This window comes from Xanthobacter sp. (assembly GCF_041911315.1).
Taxonomy (GTDB): Bacteria; Pseudomonadota; Alphaproteobacteria; order Rhizobiales; family Xanthobacteraceae; genus Xanthobacter; species Xanthobacter aminoxidans.
On sequence record NZ_JAYRPE010000027.1, the window covers coordinates 36,453 to 57,431 of the forward strand.

Genomic DNA, 20,979 nt, shown 5'->3' on the forward strand with positions numbered 1-20,979 from the left:
GCGGTCATGGCCGCGCCCTTTGCGTTTCCACCAGCAGGTTCGCCGCCTCGATGGACGGGATCTGCCGCCGGTTCAGCGCCAAATGCCGGCCGAAGGCGAGCGCGCGCCGCTCCAGCCGCGCGCGCAGGCCGATGTCCGCGATGGTCTCGAACTCGGCGATATGGGCAAGGCCGAGGATGCGGCGGCTGATCTCCATGCCGGCGAAGCCCAGCGCATCCTGCCAGACGGAAGTCAGATGGGTCGCAAGCGCCACCTTCGCGCCGGCCTCGTCCCCCTGAGCCTCGAACAGGTCGGAGCCGCCGAGGATGCCGGTGCGCTCGTGCGTCCAGAGGCGGGAGAATTCCGCCTCGAAGGTCCGCCACAGGATGCCGGCGGTGGCCAGCAGGAATTCGCAATAGGCGGCTGCCGCCCGCGCGTCGGCGCGGTGGCCCTCCTGCGCGAAGGCGGCCATCCAGAGGTTGGCCAGGCACACGCCCACATCGAAGCCCATGGGGCCGTAGAGGGCGAACTCGGCGTCGATCACCCGCGTGTCGGTGGGCGTCGCCATCACCGATCCGGTGTGCAGGTCGCCGTGCAGCAGGGTCTCGGCGCAGGTCGCAAAGCGCGCCTTCATCTCCACAGCCGCGAGCTTCAGCGGGCGGTCTGCGCGGAAGGCGCCCGCGACGTCATCGAGTCCCGGCGTATGCCGGTTGAGGGGGGCGGCTTTGAACGGGTCGGAGAAGACCAGTTCCTCGGTGATGCCGGCAAGCTCCGCATTGCCCGCGAACAATGCGAGATCGGCCTTGCGCGCCGTCGTGGGCATGGACCAGTCCGAGCCCCGGAAGAGCGTGCGGGCGAGGTAGAGACCGAGGTGGGTGCCGAGCAGCGGCAGTTCCTCCCCCGCCATGAAGGCGCGGCGCGCCACCTTGTGTGGGGTCAGGTGCTCCATGGCGAGCATCGCCTGGGCGGGATCGAAGAAGAGGAGTTCCGGCGTACGGCCGGGATCGCGCGCGCCGAGACGCGACAGCGCCTCATGCTCGAAGAAGGCGCGGTCGAGGGACATGGGCCAGCTCTCGCCCACCACGCGGGCATAGGGCAGCGCCTGCTTCACCACGACGGAGCCCTTCGGCCCCTCGACGATGAAGACGAGGTTGAGGTTGCCGTCCCCCACTTCCCGCACCTGCCAGGCCTCGGCCGGGCCGAGCCGGTCCAGAAGCTCCGGCCGTCCGCCGAGGCGGCGCGGCAGGCTCGATGCGTCGAGGGCGAGATAGGCGGTGCGGTCGAGCATCGAGGCCGGCCTCTCAGCGGGGGTGAACGGTTTGGGCGCAGTGCGCCATCCAGGCGGTGGCAAAGCCGGCGGCGAGGGCGATGGAGCGGGAGGCGCCGTTGTGGTCGCCCTTCTCGAAGTCGCCATGTACCCGCCCGAGCTGGTTGGTGACGTGGGCGAGGCACAGCACCGGCTTTCCTTGCGCGTGGGCGAAGGCGTAGAGCGCGGCCGCCTCCATCTCCACCGCCAGCAGGCCCTCGGCCTTGCGGCGGGCGATGGCGGCCTCGGTTTCGCGGAACGGCGCGTCGGTGGTCCAGGTGGCGCCGGTCAGCACCGGTCCCACCGCCTCGCTGCAGGCGGCGCGGGCGATGGTGATCACCTCCGGGTTCGCCGGGGCGAAGGGGGCGGGCGGCAGATAGTGGTAGCTCGTGCCCTCGTCGCGCAGGGCCCGGTCGATGATGATGTGGTAGGAGGGCGGCGCGTGCTCGGCGATCTGCCCGGCGGAGGCGACCGAGATCAAAAGCTCGCAGCCGCAGACGAAGGCCTGCTCCGCCACCAGCACGGAGAAGGACGCCCCCACCGCATAGCCGACGATGCCGAAGGAGAGGCCCTCCGCCTCCCACGTCCACATGTCCGTGTGGTAACAGGCCCAGTAGGGCGAGCGGACGGCGCCGAAATGCGCGCGCACATAGTCCACCATGTCGCCGTCGGGATCGAGCAGCACCACGCGCGGAACGGGGCCGGCGTCGAGCCCTTTCTGGCGGCGCGCCTCGCGCATCATGTTCTCGGGCCGGAACACCGATGGCGCGCGATGGTCCGCCCGCTCGATCAGCGGCAGGAAACCGGAAGGCAGGAAGCCGGAGGGTACAGGCACGGCGCGCATGCGCGAGATGTCGTCGGCTTCGTCGAGAGGCTGCAGCAGCATGGCGATCACTCACATCTTGTTCGGCGCGACGGCGGGCGCGGCGCTCTGGGTCGCGACCCGCAGGAAGGTGGAGACGATGCGGGTGCCGGCGGTCAGGGTGGTGGAGAGGTTGCCGGCGACCTTGGAAACGCCGCCCCTGCGGCGGCGGTAGGCGACGGGAATCTCGACGATGGCGAGCCCGGCACGGGCGGCGCGCATCTGCATCTCGATGTTCCAGCCGTAGGTGAGTTCCCGCATGCCGAGCCCGACCAGCGCCTCACGGCGGATGGCGCGGAAGGTGCACATGTCCGAATAGGCGACGCCGTAGAGCGCGCGGATGCCGAGGCCCGCCGCGCGCCCCGCCGCCACCTGATGCCAGGCCATGGCGCCGGGCTCGCGCACGCCGCGGGTGCGGGAGGCGATGGCGAAGTCGGCCTTGCCCTCGGCGAGCGGCCTGAGCAGAGCCGGCAGGAAAGCCGGATCATCCGCGCCGTCCGCATCCATGAAGGCGATGATGTCGGCGTCGCGGGCCTCGCACACGCCTTCGAGGCAGGCGCGGCCGAAGCCGCGGCCGGAGGCGAGCACGGTGGCCCCTGCGGCTGCCGCGATTTCCTGCGTGCCGTCGGTGGAGCCGCCATCGGCGACCACCACGAGATCAACGACGCCGGTGGGAATCTCCGCGAGCGTCGCGGCGATGGCCTCGGCCTCGTTCAGCGTCGGGATGACGAGGGCGACCCTCGGAGCGCCTGCGCGGGCCATCTAGAGGCTCCAGCGCAGGCCGCAATTGGCACAGGCGGCCGGCGGCGTTTCGGAGAGGAGGCCGGCGCGGAACGCCTTGTAGGCGTCGCCGTGCCAGATGTCGGAGAGGGACTGGGTCGTCGCGTCGCCCAGCGTGTAGTTCTCGTAGCCGCGCTGGGAGAAGGGCGCGATGCAGCAGGGCAGGGCCCGTCCGTTGGCGGTGAAGTACATCACCGTCCAGGGCCGCCGGCACATGGACCAGGGCGAGCCCTTCTCCGGCCGTTTCAGGCTCATGCCCGGCTCGGAGGCTGCGCCGGAGGCGGAGAAGACCATCCCCAGCTCCGCCGCCACCCGCGCAGCCTCGGCGATATGGGCGGCTTCATCGGTGTTGATCTGCTCGTAGAGCGCCTGATCCGGGCGGGCGCGGCCGATGGCTTCCTGTTCGAAGAAGACGAGGCGCTGGAGATAGACTTCCCGCACCCCCAGTTCCGCCGCCACGCGCACGAAGTCGGGCAGTTCGGAGATCGTCTCCTTCAGGCCCGTGAGCCAGGCGGAGACGCGGGGATTGGTGTGGCCCTCGCGCTCCTGAAGGTCGCGGAAGGCGCGCACGTTCTTCAGGATGCGGTCGAAGTAGTTCTTGCCGCGGATGGCGCGGTAGGAATGTGAGTTGGCGGCGTCGAGGGAGACGCGCAGTTCGTCGAGGCCGGCGGCGATCATGGCGCGGCCGTTCTTCTCGGTCAGCACCGTGCCGTTGGTGTTGAACAGCACATAGGTGCCGCGATCCTTGAGGTAGCGGACCATGCGGTCGAGGTCGGGCACCAGCATGGGCTCGCCGACGCCGTGCAGCACGCAGCGTTCGAGATCGGGGATCTGGTCCACGATGGAGGTGAACAGCTCCCAGCTCATGTCCGCCGGCGGCTCAAGCTCTTCATAGGTGCGCGGGCAGGTGGTGCAGAGCAGGTTGCAGCGGTTCGTGGTCTCCAGATAGAGGCACACCGGCTTTCGGACCGGCACGCTGGTGCGGTCCGTTTCCGCCCGCTCGAAATAGCGGCGGGAGACGGCGGGCGCGCCGGGGGTGAGAGCGTTCATCGGCAAGATCCGTTGCTGGAAGGGGAGGCGGCCGCGATCAGGACGCGCGGCGGCAGGGAGGATCGATGTCGGCCACGGGCAGGCCGAGCCGTTCCGCGAGGCGTTCGTGGCTGAGAAGGCGCCGGAGCAGGTCCGCGCTGTTGCGCGCCGCGCCGCGGGCGAGGGGCGCGGTGCCGAAGGGTACGCCGGCGACCAGTTCGCCATGGAGCAGGCGCAGGGCGTGGGCGTCGTCCACGTCGTACCAGGGCGGCAGCACATGGACGGGAAGGTCGATCTCGGCGGCGCGCGCCAGCGTCTGCTCGAACACGCGCTCGGTGCTCCAGTCGATGTCCGCGAACAGGTGCCAGTGCGGCGCCTTCAGGCCGAGCACGTAATAGCCGCCGTCCGTGGACGGGCCGAGCACGGCGCGGTCGCCGGGCTGGGCGAGCACGTCGGCAAGTTCCGCGAGCAGGGCAGGGGGCAGCGTCGGGCTGTCGGCATTCAGCACCGCTGCCGCCGGATGTCCGAGGGCGAAGAGGTGGGCGAGCGTCATCGTCAGGCAGGCGCCGAATCCGGGGGCTACCGCCTCCATCCGCCCGACGCCCGGCGGCAGCACGGCATCGAAGAAATGCGCGGCTCCTGCGGGCCCATAGGCGACGTAGGCAGAGACCGGCGCTATTCGACCGGCGGCGAGGATGTTGCCCACGATGTCCTGGATGAAGGCGGTGTTGAACGCCGCCGCCTCCGTGGGATCGAGCGGCGGGCAGAGCCGCGTCTTGGTGCGTCCGGGCGCCGACGCCTTCGCCATCACGGCGATGGCGCACAGGTCTCCAGACCCCGGGGCGCGTGTGCGCACGCCCTCGCGCAGGTCGATCATGGCTCGTCCCCGTTCCGGTTTTGCTTGTCTGTGAGTGAATTCGCGGCGGAAGCGGCCCCCGTTACGCCGTTCACGAACGAGTGAACGGAGGATTTGCTTCACACGCCTGCGGCATCGCCCTCGCCGGTGAGGCCGCGCAGGCGAGCGACCTCCATCTCCAGCGCAGCGATGCGCGCCTCACGCTCCTGCAAGGCGGCGGCGACGAGCGCGGCGTCGATCTTCTGCGGGATGTGCTGCGGGCAGTTGATGTCCCATGCGGTTACGTGGAACAGCAGGGCACGCTCGGGAATGGCGCCGTAGTCCTCCGGCATCAGGCGCGCCACGAGGTCCGCATCTCCCTCCACCATGGAGAGTTCGCCCCACACCTTGATGCGGCGGCGGTGGGTGTAGTCCATCAGGAACAGGAACCCCTTCGGGTTTTCCGAGACATTGCCGACCGTGATGTACTGCCGGTTGCCGCTGAAATCCGCCATGCCGAGGGTGCGCGCGTCCAGCACGCGGATGAAGCCCTTCGGCCCGCCGCGATGCTGCACATAGGGCTGGCCGGCGGCATTCGCGGTGGCGAGGAAGGCGGTGTCGATCCCGCCGAGGAACTGCACGAAATCCGGCGTCAGCTCCGTGCGGAAGCCGCCGCGCGCCTCGACGCGGGCATAGGCCTGGCGCGAGCCGCGCGCCTGCTGCGCCGCCTTCACCGCCGCCGTGAAGGCGACATCGCTGGAGGGCGTGATTGCGAGGGGTTCGGACATGGCAGCCTCCTTCGGAAAACACGAGGTGCCGGGCCCCCGGAGGGGCCCGGCTGTGAGGCTTCGGCTGGCACCCGCCCACGCTCCGCCGTTTGAGGGGCGGTTCGTCCGGCGGAGCGCGTTCGGATGCCGGCCGCAGGCCTCAGGCGGCCCGCGGCGTGCCGGAGCGCACCACGGGAAAGTCGATCTCGGTGCCGGCGACGTTGTTGAGGTAGTTGGTGAAGATGTTCACGGCGACATGCGCCACCACTTCCACCAGCGCGCCGTCGTCGAGGCCGGCGGCGCGGGCGGCGGCAAGGTCCGCGTCGCTCACCTGGCCGCGCTTGGCGACCACTGCGCGGGCGAAGGCGAGGGCGCCTTCCGCCTTGCTGTCCGCCGCGCGGCCGGCGCGGGCGAGGGTGATATCGGCGTCGGAGAGGCCGGCGCCCTTGCCGATGAGGCTGTGGGCGGAGAGGCAATAGTCGCAGCCATTCACCTCGGCGACGGCGATGGCGAGGCTTTCGCGCGTCTTCGCCGGCAGTGCGCCAGAGCCCAGCGCGCCGGACAGGCCGATGAGGCCCTCCAGAGCGGCGGGCGCGTTGGCGGCGACCTTGAACAGGTTCGGCGTGGCGCCGAACTTCGCCTGGACGGCGGAGAGCAGGTCCTTCGCCTTGCCGGTGGTGGTGGCGGGGTCGAGGGCCGGGATGCGGCTGGAAGAGTGGTTCACGGGGGCGCCTTTCGCGTTTCGCTTCGGGCCGGCGTTTGTTCGCGGCTCGGTGAGGAATAGCTAGGGCTTCCCGCTCTTGTGCAGAATGGCTATAATCTGAAAGCTATTGTTTCACTTTCTGAAATCGAGCGATGGACCGCATCGACGCCATGACCGCCTTCGTCGCCGCGCTGGACGAAGGGAGCCTTGCCGGGGCGGCGCGGCGCCTCGGGCGCTCGCCGGCGGCCATCACGCGGGCCGTGGCGCTGCTGGAGGAGCGGCTGGGCACCCGCCTCCTTCACCGCACCACGCGCGCGCTGCACCTCACCAAGGCGGGCGAGCGCTATCTCGCCGCCTGCCGCGCCATCCTCGCCGAGCTCGCCGAGGCGGATCAGCTCGCAGCGGGGGAGCGCACCGATCCGCGCGGCCTCCTCTCCATCACAGCGCCCGTCACCTTCGGCCGGCTGCATGTGGCGCCGCTGGTGGAGGACCTCCTGGAGGCAAACCCGAAGCTGGAGGCGCGGCTGCTGCTGGTGGATCGCGTGGTGAGCCTGATCGACGAAGGCCACGACGCGGCGGTGCGCATCGGCCATCTGCCGGATTCCAGCCTCGTCGCGACACGGGTGGGGGAGGTGCGCCGCGTGGTCTGCGCGAGCCCCGCCTATCTCGCCGCCCAGGGCGTGCCGCTCGTACCGGCGGACCTCGCCAGCCACCGCATCGTCTCCTTCTCCCAGATCACCGACAATTCCATCTGGAGCTTCGCGCCCGGTCCCGGCGGCGGTTCCCGCAAGCAGGTGACGGTGCGCCCGCATTATGTGGTGAACGGCGCCGAGGCGGCCATCGATGCCGCCGTGCGCGGCCGCGGCATCACGCGGGTGCTCTCCTATCAGGTGGAGGAGGCGGTGGCCGCCGGGCGCCTCGCATTGCTGCTGGAGGAGTATGAAGGCCCGCCCTTGCCGGTGGCCATCGTCTATCCAGAGGCGCGCCTGCCGGCGGCGAAGCTGCGGGCCTTCGTGACCTTCACCGTGCCCCGCCTGCGAAACCGGCTCGCCGCTTTGCCGGTGTCGTCAGCCGCAAAAAATCTCTCCGGTCGGGAATAAACCGGCGCTCTCCCCGGTCTTGGCCCATGTGGGACGCCCTGAGGCGACGCCCACGCCTCGGCCGGCGGCGCCCCATGCAGGCGCGCGGTCGCAGCGCCGGCAGTGCCCGGCGCCATGCGGAGAGATCCATGAGCAGACACGAACGGCCGTCGTCCGAGACCGCCCCCCGCCCTGACGCCGACGGTATCGACCGGCGCGGCTTCCTTGAGTGCATGACCTGGGCCGGCACCGGAATCCTGTGGTCCATGTCCGGCGGCGTCGCGAGCGGCGTGGGCCTCGGGCGCGCGCTCGCGGCCGAGCCGGTGAAGGCGCTGACCTTCCTGCAGATTTCCGACAGCCATGTGGGCTTCGACAAGGCCGCCAATCCGGATGCGCTGGGCACGCTGCGGGAAGCGGTGGCCCGTATCCGGACGCTGAAGGAGAAACCCGTCTTCATGATCCACACCGGCGACATCAGCCACCTGTCCAAGGACAAGGAATTCGACGACGCCGACCAGATCATCAAGGAGGCCGGCATCCCCGTCTTCTACGTGCCGGGCGAGCACGACCTCCTCGACGACGGTCAAGGCAAGGCCTATCTCGACCGCTACGGCAAGGGCGCAAAGGGCGCCGGCTGGTACAGCTACGACCATGGCGGCGTGCATTTCATCGCGCTTGTGAACGTGGTGAACCTGAAGGCTGGCGGTCTTGGCAATCTCGGCGCCGAGCAGCTGGAATGGCTGGAGAATGACGTCGCCGGCCTGCCGTCCTCGATGCCCCTCGTGGTGTTCGCCCACATCCCGCTGTGGACCGTCTATCCCGAATGGGGCTGGGGCACCGCCGATGGGCTGGAGGCCCTGTCCTATCTGAAAAGGTTCGGCTCCGTGACGGTGCTCAACGGGCACATCCACCAGGTGATGCAGAAGGTGGAAGGCAACGTCTCCTTCCACACCGCACGGTCCACGGCCTTCCCGCAGCCCGCCCCCGGCACCGCGCCTTCGCCCGGGCCGCTGAAGCTGCCGGCGGGCGAGCTGAGGAAGAATCTCGGCATCGCGACGGTCAATTTCGTCCGCGGCTCCGAGCCGCTCGCCATTATCGACACGCCGCTCGAAGGCTGAGCCGCCCCCCGTCGCCCTTCATTCGTCATGGTCGGCTGCGGCCGGCGTCATCCGTCAGGAGCTTCATCCGTGAAACGATCGCGTCTTCCCCTTCCGCCGCAGGTTGCGGCGCTCGCCATCTGTCTTGCCCTCGGCGCCCTCGCGACGCCGGCCGCTGCCGAGGAGGTCACAGTCAGCATCGACAATTTTACCTTCACGCCGGCCGAAGTCACCGTCACGCCAGGTACCACTGTGACCTGGATCAACAACGACGATATTCCCCACACGGTGGTGGATAAAAAGCAGGCCTTCCGGTCGAAGGCTCTCGATACGGAAGGCAAATTCTCCTTCACCTTCACGAATGCGGGAGATTACTCGTATTTCTGTTCCCTTCACCCGCACATGGTCGGAAAGGTCATCGTGAAAGCGGGCGGCTGATGCTCGGTCCGGGGCGGCTCCGGCCGCCCCCTCCATCCGGAACGGACATGGAATGATCTCGATTGCGACCTTTCCGCTTGCAGGCGGGCGGCGGTGGCGGGGCGCGGGCGCGAGCCGGCCGCGCGGCGTCTTTATCGCCGTCGCGGATGCGATGCGCGCGCTCTTCGCCGTGGCCGCGGCATCGGTGGAGGGAGCTGCGGGGCGCGCCGAGGAGGCGCGGCCCGGTCGGCCGCTGACCGCCATGGAGGCGGCGCACTTCCGCGCCAGCATGCTGCCCCATCTCGACGCCGCCTATACCCTTGCCCGCTATCTCACCCGCGATGCGGATGCCGCGCAGGATATCGTGCAGGACGCCTATCTGCGCGCCTATCGCGCTTTCGCCGATTTCAAGGGCGGCAGCGCTCGGGCTTGGCTGCTTGCCATCGTGCGCAACTGCCACCTCACCTGGCGCGATCACCGACGCCGCGAGATGCAGCGCCGCGCGCCGGACGCGGTGGCCGCAGAGGACGGCGGCGACACGGACGACGCGCTCGATCTGCTGGTGGACGGCGAGACGCCGGAGACCATCCTGCTGCGCCGTTCGCAGGCCGACCGGGTGCGCGGCACACTCGAACTGCTCCCAGAACCCCTGCGCGAGGTGCTGGTGCTGCGCGAGCTGGATGAACTCTCCTATCGCGAGATCGCCGACGTCGCGGGCGTGCCGGTGGGCACCGTCATGTCGCGCCTGTCCCGCGCGCGGCGCCATTTCGCCGATTTGTGGGAGCGCGTTGCCGCCGGACCGGAGGCGGTGCGATGAGCGAAGGTCCGGATCGCGCGCCGGAGCCCTGCGCCGACTGGGACACGCGGCTCAATTCTTACCTCGACGGGGAACTCGACGCCGTCCACGTCCTGGAGGTGGAGCGGCATCTGGCATCCTGTCCGGCCTGCGCCGCGCACCTGCGGGGGCTGGAAAACACGCACACGCTCCTCGCCTCCGGGGAGGCACGCTGGCCGGTGCCGGAGGGGCTGCGCGAGAGCGTGGTCGCCGCCCTCGCGGCGGAGGCGGCCAATGCCGCGCCGGCGGCGGGCTGGAGCCCGGCGGCGCTGTGGCGGCGCCTGTGGGGCGACGCGGGGCGCACCGTGATGCGCGAACGGTTCGCGCGGTGGAGCCTCGTGCCCTCCCTCGCGGTGCTGGCCGTGGCTCTCGTCATCGCCGTCCTGCCGCCGCGCGGGGGCGCCCTGGAGGACGAACTGGTCGCAGGCCATGTCCGATCACTGCTCGCCGATCATCTCACCGACGTGGCCTCGTCCAACCAGCACACGGTGAAGCCGTGGTTCGGCGGCCGGATCGATTTCTCCCCGCCGGTGGTGGACCTCGCTGCGCGCGGGTTTCCGCTCGTGGGCGGGCGCCTCGATTATGTGGGGGGACGGGTGGTCGCGGCGCTCGTCTATCGCCGCAATGGCCATGTCATCAACGTCTTCGTCTGGCCGGGCGCATCCGGCGCACACACGGTGAAGGGCCGCGACGGCTACACGCTCATGGGCTGGAGCGAGGCGGGGCTGTCCTATTGGGCGGTGTCTGACCTCAATCCGGTGGAGCTGAAGGAGTTTCAGGAGGACTTCACCGAGGCGCTGCCGAAATAGCGCGCGCGTCCTCACGGATCGAGGGCGGCGAGGGCGGGTTTCATCACCCCTTCCAGCAATTCGCGGCCGGGCCGCAGGCGCGCCAGTACCCGGAGGCCAAGGTGGACGCCGAGGAGCATGCGCGCCAGTTCCTGCGCGGTCTCCCGGCTCTGGATCGTACCGTCCGTGCGGCCGGCCTCGATGCGGCGGGTGAGGAAGGCCTCCACCTCGCCGAGGGAGGCGAGCGCGGCGGCGCGCAGTTCGGGGTCGTGCGGCCCCATCTCCACCGCCGCGTTCACCACGAAACAGCCCTTCATCTCGGGGTCGTCCAGCGCGCGCTCCAGCGTCTCCCGGAAGAAGGAGGATATGGCGTCGCGCGGGGCTATGTCGGGCGCCTCCAGCCGGCGGATGCGTTCCGCCATGCTGTGGCTGGCGTAGCGCTCCAGCGCTTTCTCATAGAGCGTGCGCTTGTCGCCGAAGGCGTTGTAGAGGCTGGCGCCGGTGAGGCCCATGGAGGAGGCGAGATCGCGCACGGAGGTCGCCTCGTAGCCGCGGGTCCAGAAACAGCGCAGCGCCGCGTCCAATACCTCGCCCTCGTTGAACGCCCTCGGCCGCGCCATGATACCCCGTCTTTCCCGCGTCTTTCCGCGACGCCCGGCGCAGCGTAACCCGCGCCGGGCGAGGCGTCATCCGGCCTGCCGTGCGGTCTGGCCGAAGAGGATCTTCTTGCCTTCCTCGGTCACCGTCGGGCGCTTGGTGAAGGGCTCGCCCTTGGCATAGGCGGCAATGGTGGCCGGACGCGCTGCCACCGCCTCGAACCAGCGCTTCAGGTGCGGGAAGGTGTCGAGGTCTTGCTGCTGGCGCTGGTGCGGCACGATCCAGGGGTAGATGGCCATGTCGGCGATGGAATAATCCTCGCTCGCCACGTTCGCGCTCTTGCCGAGGCGCGTGTTGAGCACGCCGTAGAGACGGTTCGTCTCCTTCACGTAGCGCTCCATGGCGTAGGGAATGCGCTCCGGCGCGTACTGGACGAAATGGTGGTTCTGCCCGGCCATGGGGCCCAGCCCGCCCACCTGCCAGAACAGCCATTCCAGCACGCTCTTGCGCCCGCGCACGTCGGCGGGAATGAAGCGGCCCGTCTTCTCCGCGAGATAGAGCAGGATTGCGCCGGATTCGAACACCGGGATGGGCGCGCCACCATCGGCAGGGGCATGATCGACGATGGCCGGCATACGGTTGTTGGGGGCAATGGCCAGAAAATCCAGCTTGAACTGGTCGCCTGCGCTGATGTCCACGGGGACGATATTGTAGTCGATGCCCGCTTCTTCGAGAAACATCGTGATCTTGTGACCGTTCGGGGTCGGCCAATAATGCAGGTCGATCATTCGGGATCATCCATGACATGTCGTGCCGCCGTCGAGATCTGGCATGCGGCAGTATTTTGCGATGCGGACAGCTTGCGCAGGTGTCCGATGCGTGCATTCTATATCAGTCGTTCTAAAACGCAAACGTGCCCGCTTCGGCGGTGCCAGCGAAGGGTGATCCCGTTGATCCGCTTCTATTTCCATCCCACGCCCAACCCGGCCAAGGTCGCGCTCTTCCTGGAAGAGACGGGCCTTCCCTACGAGATTGTCCCGGTCGACACCGCCAAGGGCGAGCAGCACCTGCCGGCGTTCCGCGCCATCAATCCCAACGGCAAGGTGCCGGCCATCGTCGATACGGACGGGCCGGGCGGCGGCGAGGCGCGGGTGTTCGATTCCACCGCGATCCTTATCTATCTCGCGGAGAAGACCGGCCGTTTCGGCGGTGATCCCAAGGACCGGCCGGAGTTGCTCTCCTGGCTGCTGTTCCTCGCCAGCGGCCTCGGGCCGTTCTCCGGTCAGGCGGTGCACTTCCAGCACGCCGCGCCCGAGGGGCTCGGCTATGCCGTGAACCGGTACCGTCGCGAGGCGGAACGGCACTATCAGGTGCTCGACGACCTGCTCGCCACCCGCCCCTACATCACCGGCAAGGACTACACCATCGCCGACATGTCGGCCTGGGGGTGGGTCCTTCGCGCGGCGCGTGTGCTGAAGGGCGAGGACGATCCCCTGGCGCGCTTCCCGCACATCAAGCGCTGGTTCGCCGAGATCGACGCCCGTCCCGCCGCCGCCCGCGCCCGCGCGGTGGGCACCGATCACGCCTTCAAGCCCATGGGCGATGAGGAATCGCGCAAGGCGCTCTTCCCCTCCAACTATCCGCCGGCTGCGGAGTGAAGGGGCAGGCAACGCCATGAAGATCAAGGGAAAGCGAATCCTCCTCACTGGCGGATCGAGCGGCATCGGCCGCGCCATCGCCACCGCTTTGGCGGCGGACGGCGCGCGCCTCGTGCTCACCGGCCGCCGGCCAGAGGTGCTGGCGGAGGCGGTGGGCGCGCTCAAGGCGTCCGGCGCCGAGGTCCACGGCATCCCCGGCGACGTGACCGATCCTGCGGACCGTACGACGATGCTGGACGGCGCGGTGGCGGCTCTGGGCGGGCTCGACATCCTCATCAACAACGCAGGCGGCGTACGCGCCGGCCGGCTGGAGGAGACGAGCGAGGCCGACATCCGCGCCATGATCGAAGTGGACCTGATCGCGCCCATCCTCCTCACCCGCGCCGCGCTGCCGGCGCTGCGGGCGAGCGGGGAGGGACTGATCGTGGACATCACCTCCGCCATCGCGCTCATCGGCATGCCGTTCTACGCCACCTATGCGGCGGCGAAGGCTGGCCTTGCGCGCTTCGACGAGGCGCTCAGGCGGGAACTCGCGGGAGAAGGCGTGCGCGTCCTCACCGTCTATCCCGGCGCCACCGACACGCCGATGATGCGCAGCAGCCGCGCCGGACCGGAGGTCGGCTTCAGCCGCGAGCCTGCCGAGGCGGTGGCCGAAGCGGTCGTGGCCGGCATCGCGGCCGATGCCTTCGAGGTGGTGCGGGGCGGCGAGGCCCGGGCGCAGATGATCGCGCTCAACCGCGCCGACCCGCTCGCCCTCGATGCCCGCTTCGCCACCCTCAAGGACGCCCTCGGCGAAGCCGTGCGCGACCACGCCGCCCTCTAGGCGCTCACGCCTCCACGCCGATGCCACGTCGCCCTGCCGGTCGATCCCCGACAGGGCGGCGGTGGTGCCGACCTGCTCCGGTTATGAGCGCATTGAGGTCCTTCAATGCCCGGCGTCAGCGACATTTAATTCCGGAATCCTGATGGTGCTCCAGCGACAAGAGCGATCGCGCTTCCACCGCACGTCGGGGACAAATGAGAACATATTGCGAACGGAGAACAAAAAGGGTACAAGCATAACGTTCTTAATTCCCCTTGCACCCGCACCGGAGCGCGGCGATGACTCAGGCGACACTCCGACTCGTCGAAGGTTCTTCCATGGACAAGACCAAGGCGCTGGATGCCGCGCTCTCGCAGATCGAGCGGCATTTCGGCAAGGGCTCCATCATGCGGCTCGGCAAGGGCGGGAAAGCCCTTGAGATTGAGAGCATTCCCACCGGTTCGCTGGGGCTCGACATCGCACTGGGCATCGGCGGCCTGCCCAAGGGACGCGTCGTGGAGATTTACGGACCCGAATCCTCGGGCAAGACCACGCTCGCGCTTCACACGATCGCCGAATCGCAGAAGCGCGGGGGCACCTGCGCCTTCATCGACGCCGAGCACGCGCTGGACCCGATCTATGCCCGCAAGCTGGGCGTGAACCTCGACGACCTGCTTATCTCCCAGCCCGACGCCGGCGAGCAGGCGCTGGAGATCGCCGACACGCTGGTGCGCTCCGGTGCCGTCGACGTGCTGGTGGTCGATTCGGTGGCGGCCCTCACCCCCCGGGCCGAGCTCGACGGCGAGATGGGCGATAACCAGCCGGGCCTTCAGGCTCGCCTCATGAGTCAGGCGCTGCGCAAGCTCACGGCCTCCATCTCCAAGTCCAACACCATGGTCATCTTCATCAACCAGATCCGGATGAAGATTGGCGTGATGTATGGCTCACCGGAGACCACCACGGGTGGCAACGCGCTGAAGTTCTATGCCTCGATCCGCCTCGACATCCGCCGCATCGGCGCCATCAAGGAACGCGACGAGGTGGTGGGCAACCAGACCCGCGTGAAGGTGGTGAAGAACAAGCTGGCGCCGCCGTTCAAGCAGGTCGAGTTCGACATCATGTATGGCGAGGGTGTCTCCAAGACGGGCGAGTTGCTCGATCTCGGCGTCAAGGCTGGCGTGGTGGAGAAGTCCGGGGCCTGGTTCTCCCACGACAGCCAGCGCCTGGGGCAGGGTCGCGAGAACGCCAAGACCTTCCTGAAGCAGAACCAGGAGATCGCCGGGCGCATCGAGGCCGCCATCCGCCAGAATGCCGGCCTCATCGCCGAGAAGATCCTCGCTGGCGATCCGGAGGAGGACGCCGAAGGGTCCGCCGCTGACGCCTGATGCGCCGGGCGCGGACGGCGCCTTGACGGATTTCGGTGCGGGCGGGGGCCGGATGGTCTCCGCCCGTTTCGTCTTGCGCCCTCGCGTTTCTGGACAAGCGGCGGGCCCATCGTTAAACGAACCCGGTTCCGCCGGCCGCATCGGTCGAGGGAACCGCGCGACACCCGAGGGATGGCCCCAAGCTCGGCCCGAGGCGCTGGCGCGCGCAGCGATCACCAGAGCCGGCCGCCGCAAGGCCCGGCCTCCGAGGGACAGTGCCGGCACATGAGCGGCGTCAACGAGATCCGGTCGAGCTTCATCGACTACTTCGTCAAGGAGGGCCACGAGGCCGTCGCCTCGTCGCCCCTCGTGCCGCATAACGACCCCACGCTCATGTTCACCAATGCGGGCATGGTGCAGTTCAAGAACGTCTTCACCGGCGTCGAGAAGCGGCCCTATTCGCGGGCGGCGACGTCGCAGAAGTGCGTCAGGGCCGGCGGCAAGCACAACGACCTCGACAATGTGGGCTACACCGCGCGGCACCACACCTTCTTCGAGATGCTCGGCAACTTCTCGTTCGGCGACTATTTCAAGGATCGCGCGATCGAGCTCGCCTGGAACCTCGTGACCCGCACCTTCGATTTGCCGAAGGACCGCCTGCTCGTCACCGTCTACAGCGAGGACGAGGAAGCCTACGGCCTGTGGAAGAAGATCGCTGGCCTGTCCGACGACCGCATCATCCGCATCGCGTCTTCGGATAATTTCTGGTCCATGGGCGACACCGGCCCGTGCGGACCCTGCTCGGAAATCTTCTTCGACCACGGCCCGCACATCTTCGGTGGCCCGCCCGGCTCGGCGGACCAGGACGGCGACCGCTTCATCGAGATCTGGAATCTCGTGTTCATGCAGTACGAGCAGCTGCCGGGTGGCGAGCGCGTCGGCCTGCCGCGGCCGTCCATCGACACCGGCATGGGCCTCGAGCGCATCTCGGCCGTGCTGCAGGGCACGCATGACAATTACGAGACCGACCTCATGCGCGCCCTCATCGCCGAGGTCGCGGAATTCACCGGCGTCGATCCCGAAGGGCCGCAGAAGGCCAGCCACCGGGTGATCGCCGATCACCTGCGCGCGTCGGTCTTCCTCACCGCCGACGGCGTGCTGCCCTCCAACGAGGGGCGCGGCTACGTCCTGCGCCGCATCATGCGCCGCGCCATGCGCCACGCGCAGCTGCTCGGCGCCAAGGACCCGCTGATGCACCGCCTCGTGCCCATCCTGGTGCGCGAGATGGGCCGGGCCTATCCCGAGATCGTGCGCGCCGAGCCGCTGGCCGAAGAGACGCTGCTGCTGGAGGAGACGCGCTTCCGCCGCACGCTGGAGCGCGGCCTCTCCATCCTCGAGGAAGAGAGCCAGGGTCTCGTCTCCGGCGCGAGCTTCCCGGGTGAGGTGGCGTTCAAGCTCTACGACACCTACGGCTTCCCGCTCGATCTGACCCAGGACGCGCTGCGCGCCCGCGGTATCAGCGTCGACACCGACGCGTTCGACGCCGCCATGGCCCGCCAGAAGGCGGAAGCCCGTGCCAACTGGGCCGGCTCCGGCGAGGCGGCGACCGACACGCTGTGGTTTTCTGTTCGCGACAAGGTGGGCGCCACCGACTTCCTCGGCTACGACACCGAGAAGGCCGAAGGCGTTGTCACTGCGCTCGTGCACGACGGCGCTGAGGTCGCGACCCTCAATGCCGGTGAGACCGGCCTTGTGGTGCTCAACCAGACCCCCTTCTATGCCGAATCCGGCGGCCAGGTGGGCGACACCGGCCGCATGACCGGCGAGGGCGGCATCGTGGTGGAAGTCCGGGCGACCCAGAAGAAGCTGGGCGACCTGTTCCTGCACGATGTGAAGGTCGAGAGCGGCACGCTCAAGCCCGGCACCGCCCTCGTGCTGGAGGTCAATCACGACCGCCGTGCCGCGGTGCGCGCCAACCATTCCGCCACCCATCTCCTGCACGAGGCGCTGCGCCGGGTGCTCGGCGAGCATGTGGCGCAGAAGGGCTCGCTGGTCGCCCCCGACCGCCTGCGCTTCGATTTCTCCCACCCCAAGCCCCTCAGCGAGGCCGAGGTGGCGGAAGTGGAGGAGATCGCCAACCGCTTCGTGCTGCGCAACGAGCCGGTGGAGACCCGCATCCTCGCGGTGGACGACGCCATCAAGTCCGGCGCCCGCGCGCTGTTCGGCGAGAAGTATGGCGATGAGGTGCGTGTCGTCTCCATGGGCACCGACGACGGCAACGGCGCGCCCTATTCGGTGGAGCTGTGCGGCGGCACCCATGTGAAGCGCACCGGCGACATCGGCCTCATCTCGGTGGTTTCCGAGGGCGCAGTGGCGTCCGGCGTCCGCCGCATCGAGGCGCTTACCGCCCGCTCGGCCCGCAAGCATCTCAACGGCGCCAACGCCGCGCTCATCGCCACCGCCTCCGCGCTCAAGGCGCCGGTGGCGGAGGTCGAGGCGCGTGTCGCCGCGCTGGTGGAGGAGCGGCGCAAGCTGGAGCGCGAGCTGGCTGAGACCCGCAAGAAGCTCGCCATGGGTGGCAACCAGGGCGCGGCCGACGCCGTGCGCACGGTCGGCGATATCAAGCTCCTGGCGCGGCAGGTGGAAGGCATCGAGATCAAGGATCTCAAGGGCCTCGTGGACGAGGGCAAGAAGCAGATCGGCTCCGGCGTGGTGGCCATCGTCGGCGTCACGTCCGACGGCAAGGCCGGCATCGTAGTGGGCGTCACCGCCGACCTCACCGCCCGCGTGGATGCCGTCGCGCTGGTGCGACGGGGCGCGGAGGCGCTGGGCGGCAAGGGCGGCGGTGGCCGGCCCGACATGGCCCAGGCCGGCGGACCCGACGGCGACAAGGCGGACGCGGCCCTCTCCGCCATCGAGGCGGCCCTCGCGGGCTGAACGGCCGGGGCGGTTCGCCGCCCCGCCGTACCGCGGCGTCAAAGGACAGGATCGCTGATGGGCCGAGCCTGGTCAGGCAAGGTCCGGGTTCAGAGACCGTTCTCCGACGTATTGGGGGCTGATTTGATCCAGGCCCCTTGCGCAGCGTCAGTCATTCTTGCCACACAGGGAAGGGGCGCGGGCGAACGGTAGCGGAGTGGCGGGGCATTGAACGACAGCTTCCTCAAGGATGCGTTCGTCTATCTCCTCGCCGCTGGGGTGCTGGTGCCGCTCTTCCACCGCGCCCGTATCGGTGCCGTGGTGGGCTTCATCGCGGTGGGTGCGCTCTTAGGCCCCCACGGGCTCGGGCACCTCGCCGATACACTGCCGCTGGTGCGCTTCGTCACCATTTCCAGTCCCGAACGGGCGGCGCCGTTTGGCGAACTCGGCATCGTCTTCCTGCTGTTTCTGCTTGGGCTTGAATTCTCCACCGCGCGCCTGTGGGCGCTGCGGCGGGAGGTGTTCGGCGTCGGCTGCCTGCAGGTGGTGTTCTGCGGTGTCCCGTTGGCGCTGGGTGCGGTGCTCATCGGATACCCGCCGGGTGTGGCGCTGGTGCTGGGCTCGGCGCTCGCTTTGTCGTCCACGGCGGTCGTGAGCCAGCTGCTCATCGATCAGCATCGCGCCCTTGCCCCGCTCGGCCAGCTCGTCATCGCCGTCCTGCTGTTTCAGGACCTGATGGTGGTGCCGATCCTGCTGGCGGCCGAGCTTCTCACCGGCAATGCGCCGGACGTGCTGACGCTGGCCGCCCTTGCGCTCGTCAAGGCGGTGGGCGCCGTCGCGCTGATTCTGGTGGCAGGGCGCTTCGTGCTGGCGCCGCTGGTCGCGGCGGCGGCTTCCACCCGGTCGCGCGACCTCATCATGGCGATCACGCTGGTGGTGGTGGTGGGTTCGGCGGCGATCACCCATCGGGCGGGTCTGTCCAGCGCGCTCGGGGCCTTCCTCGCCGGGATGCTGCTGTCGGAAACGGCCTACCGGCACCAGATCGAGGTGGATCTCGAGCCGTTCAAGGGCCTACTCATCGGCGTGTTCTTCGTCACCGTGGGCATGAGCATCGATTTCGCCGTGGTGCTGCCGCGGCTCGGCTGGGTGCTGGGCGGTGTCGCCTGCATCCTCGCCGTGAAAATCGTCTTCACCTATGCCGCCGGCCGCCTGATGAAAGTCGCGCCACCGGCTGCGGCGGAGGCGGCCGTGCTGCTGGCGCAGACGGGGGAATTCGCCCTCGTGGTGCTGGCGCTCCTGGCGGCGAACGGGGCGCTGCCGCGGGCCGATGCCGGCGTCCTCATCGCCATGGTCGGCCTCAGCCTCGCGGCAACGCCGTTCCTCGCGCGGCTGGGCCGGCGGCTGGGGCGGACGCTGGATGCCCGCCTCAACGACAACCTCGCCGCGCCTGCGCAGAGCAGCGCCGAGGGCCATGTGGTCATCGGTGGCTTCGGGCGGGTGGGCCGCATGGTGGCGGATGCGCTGGAGGAAGAGGGCGTCGCCTATGTGGCGCTCGACAACGATCCCCGCCGGGTGGCCGAGGCGCGGGGCGCCGGCCTGCCGGTCTATTTCGGCGATGCCGGCCGTGCAGAGATGCTGGCGCGCCTGGGCGCGGAGCGGGCGACCGTGTTCGTGGTGACACTCGATGCGCCCAATGCGGCCGAACGCATGGCGAGCGCCGTGCGCCAGCACTGGCCAACGGCTGCGATCATCGCCCGTGCCAAGGATACCGAGCATGCCCACCGGCTGTCGGCGCTCGGGGTGGCGGGCGTGATACCGGAGGCGCAGGAAGCAAGCCTGCAACTCGCCGCCCGCCTCTTGACGCAGCTCGGTCTGCCGGACGAGGTGGTGGTGGCGCGCACCGAGCGCGCCCGGGCCCGCATCGAGACAGCACTCGGTCGCGCGCGAAGCCAAGGCGGGCAGGGGATTTGAGGACGAGATGAAGGAGCAATCGGCCCGGCGACGTGTGTTCGACATCCTGGAGCGAGACCTTCCCGGCGACCGGACAGCGGATTTCGTCCATTATTTCCTGATCGGAACGGTGCTGCTGTCGGTGACGGGCGCGGTGCTGGCAACCGTGCAATCCCTGGAAATTCGCGATGCGTGGTGGTTCAGGGTCGGCGAGTTCTGCGGGCTGCTGATCTTCACGGTGGAATACGGGTTCCGGCTGTGGGTGGCACCGGAACACCCGCTCCGGCGCGGCATGTCGAATACGCGCGCGCGGCTCAGCTACATGCTGACCGTGCCGGCGCTGATCGACCTCATCGCCATCCTGCCGTGGTTCGTGGCGCTGGCCACCGATTTTGATCCCCACGCCCTGCTGGTGCTGCGCCTCGTGCGCTTCCTCAAGCTGGCGCGCTATTCCTCCGGCTTCAACGCGCTCTATCTCGCCATCAGGCGCGAGCGCTACGCGCTGCTCTCCTGCCTCATCATCCTGTGCTCGGGCGTGCTGATGTCGGCGACCGCCATGTACCTGACTGAGCGGAATGTGCAGCCGGACAAGTTCGGGTCCATCCCGCTGGCCATGTGGTGGTCCATCACCACCCTCACCACGGTGGGGTATGGCGACGTGGTGCCGGTGACCAATCTCGGCCGTGTCATCGGCGGCCTCACCATGATCTCCGGCCTGATGATGCTTGCACTGCCCATCGCCATCATCGCCGGCTCCTTTGCCGAGGTGATCTCGAAGCACAATTTCGTCGTCACCTTCTCCATGATCGCGCGGCTGCCGCCCTTTTCCGATCTCGATGCGCCCGTGCTGGGCGACATCCTGCCCGTTCTGCATTCCCGCAGTTACGACCGCGGCCACCATGTGGTGCGGCGCGGCGAGGAAGCGGCGCACCTGTTCGTGGTGCTGGAGGGCAGGGTGGAGATGGAAAGCCCCGACGGTATCCGCTCTCTGGGGCCGGGCGAGGTGTTCGGGCTCCTGCCCGGTCACACGAAGCCCGATCCGGCGACGGTGCGGGCAGTGGCGAAGACCAAGATCCTCTCCATCGAGGAGAACGAGCTGTACATGCTCGCCTTGCGCCATCCTGACGTGATCGGCCGGCTCTCGGAACTGCATCCGGACGTGAAGCCCGAGACCGACGCCCCCGCCGCCTGACGCCTTCCCGCTAAAAAGAAAAG

20 protein-coding genes are annotated in these 20,979 nt (G+C 69.0%); 11 read left to right on the forward strand and 9 right to left on the reverse strand.

The genetic code is table 11. The annotated features are described in order from the left end of the window. Window positions 1-4: 4 nt before the first annotated feature. The 7 genes from mtnK to ACE3QW_RS10305 form a co-directional block, all read right to left on the reverse strand. Complete coding sequence (gene mtnK / locus ACE3QW_RS10275; RefSeq protein ID WP_374251422.1) at window positions 5-1,267, reverse strand: S-methyl-5-thioribose kinase; 1,263 nt, start codon at window positions 1,265-1,267, stop codon at window positions 5-7. 13 nt (window positions 1,268-1,280) lie between these two features. Beyond that, a complete protein-coding gene (locus ACE3QW_RS10280) occupies window positions 1,281-2,171 on the reverse strand; it encodes a nucleoside phosphorylase (RefSeq protein ID WP_374251423.1) in 891 nt (296 codons plus the stop codon). Window positions 2,172-2,180: 9 nt separating this feature from the next. Beyond that, window positions 2,181-2,909 (reverse strand): glycosyltransferase family 2 protein, encoded by a 729-nt coding sequence (locus ACE3QW_RS10285; RefSeq protein ID WP_374251424.1) that lies wholly within the window; start codon window positions 2,907-2,909, stop codon window positions 2,181-2,183. Further along, window positions 2,910-3,977 carry a radical SAM/SPASM domain-containing protein gene (locus tag ACE3QW_RS10290; protein ID WP_374251425.1) on the reverse strand — a complete coding sequence of 356 codons (1,068 nt, stop codon included), beginning with the start codon at window positions 3,975-3,977 and terminating at the stop codon, window positions 2,910-2,912. A 37-nt stretch (window positions 3,978-4,014) separates the two neighbouring features. Further along, the gene (locus tag ACE3QW_RS10295) at window positions 4,015-4,833 is read right to left on the reverse strand and encodes a DUF2064 domain-containing protein (RefSeq protein WP_374251426.1); all 819 of its coding nucleotides are present in this window, start codon (window positions 4,831-4,833) and stop codon (window positions 4,015-4,017) included. 98 nt (window positions 4,834-4,931) lie between these two features. Beyond that, window positions 4,932-5,579, reverse strand: coding sequence for a pyridoxamine 5'-phosphate oxidase family protein (locus tag ACE3QW_RS10300; RefSeq protein ID WP_374251427.1), 648 nt, complete (start codon window positions 5,577-5,579; stop codon window positions 4,932-4,934). Window positions 5,580-5,718: 139 nt separating this feature from the next. After that, window positions 5,719-6,282, reverse strand: coding sequence for a carboxymuconolactone decarboxylase family protein (locus ACE3QW_RS10305; protein ID WP_024278699.1), 564 nt, complete (start codon window positions 6,280-6,282; stop codon window positions 5,719-5,721). Between the two features lie 131 nt (window positions 6,283-6,413). On the opposite strand from ACE3QW_RS10305, the gene ACE3QW_RS10310 reads away from it, so the two are divergent. The 5 genes from ACE3QW_RS10310 (at window position 6,414) to ACE3QW_RS10330 (ending at window position 10,498) form a co-directional block, all read left to right on the forward strand. After that, on the forward strand, window positions 6,414-7,361 hold the full coding sequence (locus tag ACE3QW_RS10310; protein WP_374251428.1) for a LysR family transcriptional regulator: 948 nt from the start codon (window positions 6,414-6,416) through the stop codon (window positions 7,359-7,361). Between the two features lie 128 nt (window positions 7,362-7,489). Then, window positions 7,490-8,458, forward strand: a complete 969-nt coding sequence (locus ACE3QW_RS10315; protein ID WP_374251429.1) for a metallophosphoesterase — start codon at window positions 7,490-7,492, stop codon at window positions 8,456-8,458. Window positions 8,459-8,527: 69 nt separating this feature from the next. Next, window positions 8,528-8,875: a plastocyanin/azurin family copper-binding protein gene (locus tag ACE3QW_RS10320; protein ID WP_374251430.1), complete on the forward strand. Its 348-nt coding sequence runs from the start codon at window positions 8,528-8,530 to the stop codon at window positions 8,873-8,875. 151 nt (window positions 8,876-9,026) lie between these two features. Continuing rightward, entirely contained in the window at window positions 9,027-9,671 is a 645-nt protein-coding gene (locus ACE3QW_RS10325; RefSeq protein WP_374251431.1) for a sigma-70 family RNA polymerase sigma factor, read from the forward strand. Then, window positions 9,668-10,498: an anti-sigma factor gene (locus tag ACE3QW_RS10330; protein ID WP_374251432.1), complete on the forward strand. Its 831-nt coding sequence runs from the start codon at window positions 9,668-9,670 to the stop codon at window positions 10,496-10,498. The genes ACE3QW_RS10325 and ACE3QW_RS10330 overlap by 4 nt, the downstream gene beginning before the upstream one ends. 11 nt (window positions 10,499-10,509) lie before the next feature. Here the strand turns inward: ACE3QW_RS10330 and ACE3QW_RS10335 are convergent, their stop codons facing one another. Together ACE3QW_RS10335 and ACE3QW_RS10340 are read right to left on the reverse strand one after the other, a co-directional pair. Then, window positions 10,510-11,097 (reverse strand): TetR/AcrR family transcriptional regulator, encoded by a 588-nt coding sequence (locus tag ACE3QW_RS10335; RefSeq protein WP_374251433.1) that lies wholly within the window; start codon window positions 11,095-11,097, stop codon window positions 10,510-10,512. Between the two features lie 66 nt (window positions 11,098-11,163). Continuing rightward, entirely contained in the window at window positions 11,164-11,862 is a 699-nt protein-coding gene (locus ACE3QW_RS10340; RefSeq protein WP_374251434.1) for a glutathione binding-like protein, read from the reverse strand. Window positions 11,863-12,024: 162 nt separating this feature from the next. Here ACE3QW_RS10340 and ACE3QW_RS10345 point away from each other — a divergent pair, with 162 nt between their 5' ends. The 6 genes from ACE3QW_RS10345 (at window position 12,025) to ACE3QW_RS10370 (ending at window position 20,956) form a co-directional block, all read left to right on the forward strand. After that, entirely contained in the window at window positions 12,025-12,732 is a 708-nt protein-coding gene (locus tag ACE3QW_RS10345; RefSeq protein WP_374251459.1) for a glutathione S-transferase family protein, read from the forward strand. A 16-nt stretch (window positions 12,733-12,748) separates the two neighbouring features. Next, the gene (locus ACE3QW_RS10350) at window positions 12,749-13,555 is read left to right on the forward strand and encodes an SDR family NAD(P)-dependent oxidoreductase (RefSeq protein ID WP_374251435.1); all 807 of its coding nucleotides are present in this window, start codon (window positions 12,749-12,751) and stop codon (window positions 13,553-13,555) included. A gap of 278 nt (window positions 13,556-13,833) precedes the next feature. Next, a complete protein-coding gene (gene recA / locus ACE3QW_RS10355; RefSeq protein WP_029558818.1) occupies window positions 13,834-14,919 on the forward strand; it encodes a recombinase RecA in 1,086 nt (361 codons plus the stop codon). A gap of 264 nt (window positions 14,920-15,183) precedes the next feature. Then, window positions 15,184-17,835: an alanine--tRNA ligase gene (gene alaS, locus ACE3QW_RS10360; protein WP_374251436.1), complete on the forward strand. Its 2,652-nt coding sequence runs from the start codon at window positions 15,184-15,186 to the stop codon at window positions 17,833-17,835. Between the two features lie 207 nt (window positions 17,836-18,042). Then, window positions 18,043-19,785 carry a cation:proton antiporter gene (locus ACE3QW_RS10365; protein ID WP_374251437.1) on the forward strand — a complete coding sequence of 581 codons (1,743 nt, stop codon included), beginning with the start codon at window positions 18,043-18,045 and terminating at the stop codon, window positions 19,783-19,785. A gap of 7 nt (window positions 19,786-19,792) precedes the next feature. Further along, the gene (locus tag ACE3QW_RS10370; protein WP_081837746.1) at window positions 19,793-20,956 is read left to right on the forward strand and encodes a cyclic nucleotide-gated ion channel; all 1,164 of its coding nucleotides are present in this window, start codon (window positions 19,793-19,795) and stop codon (window positions 20,954-20,956) included. Window positions 20,957-20,979 lie beyond the last annotated feature (23 nt).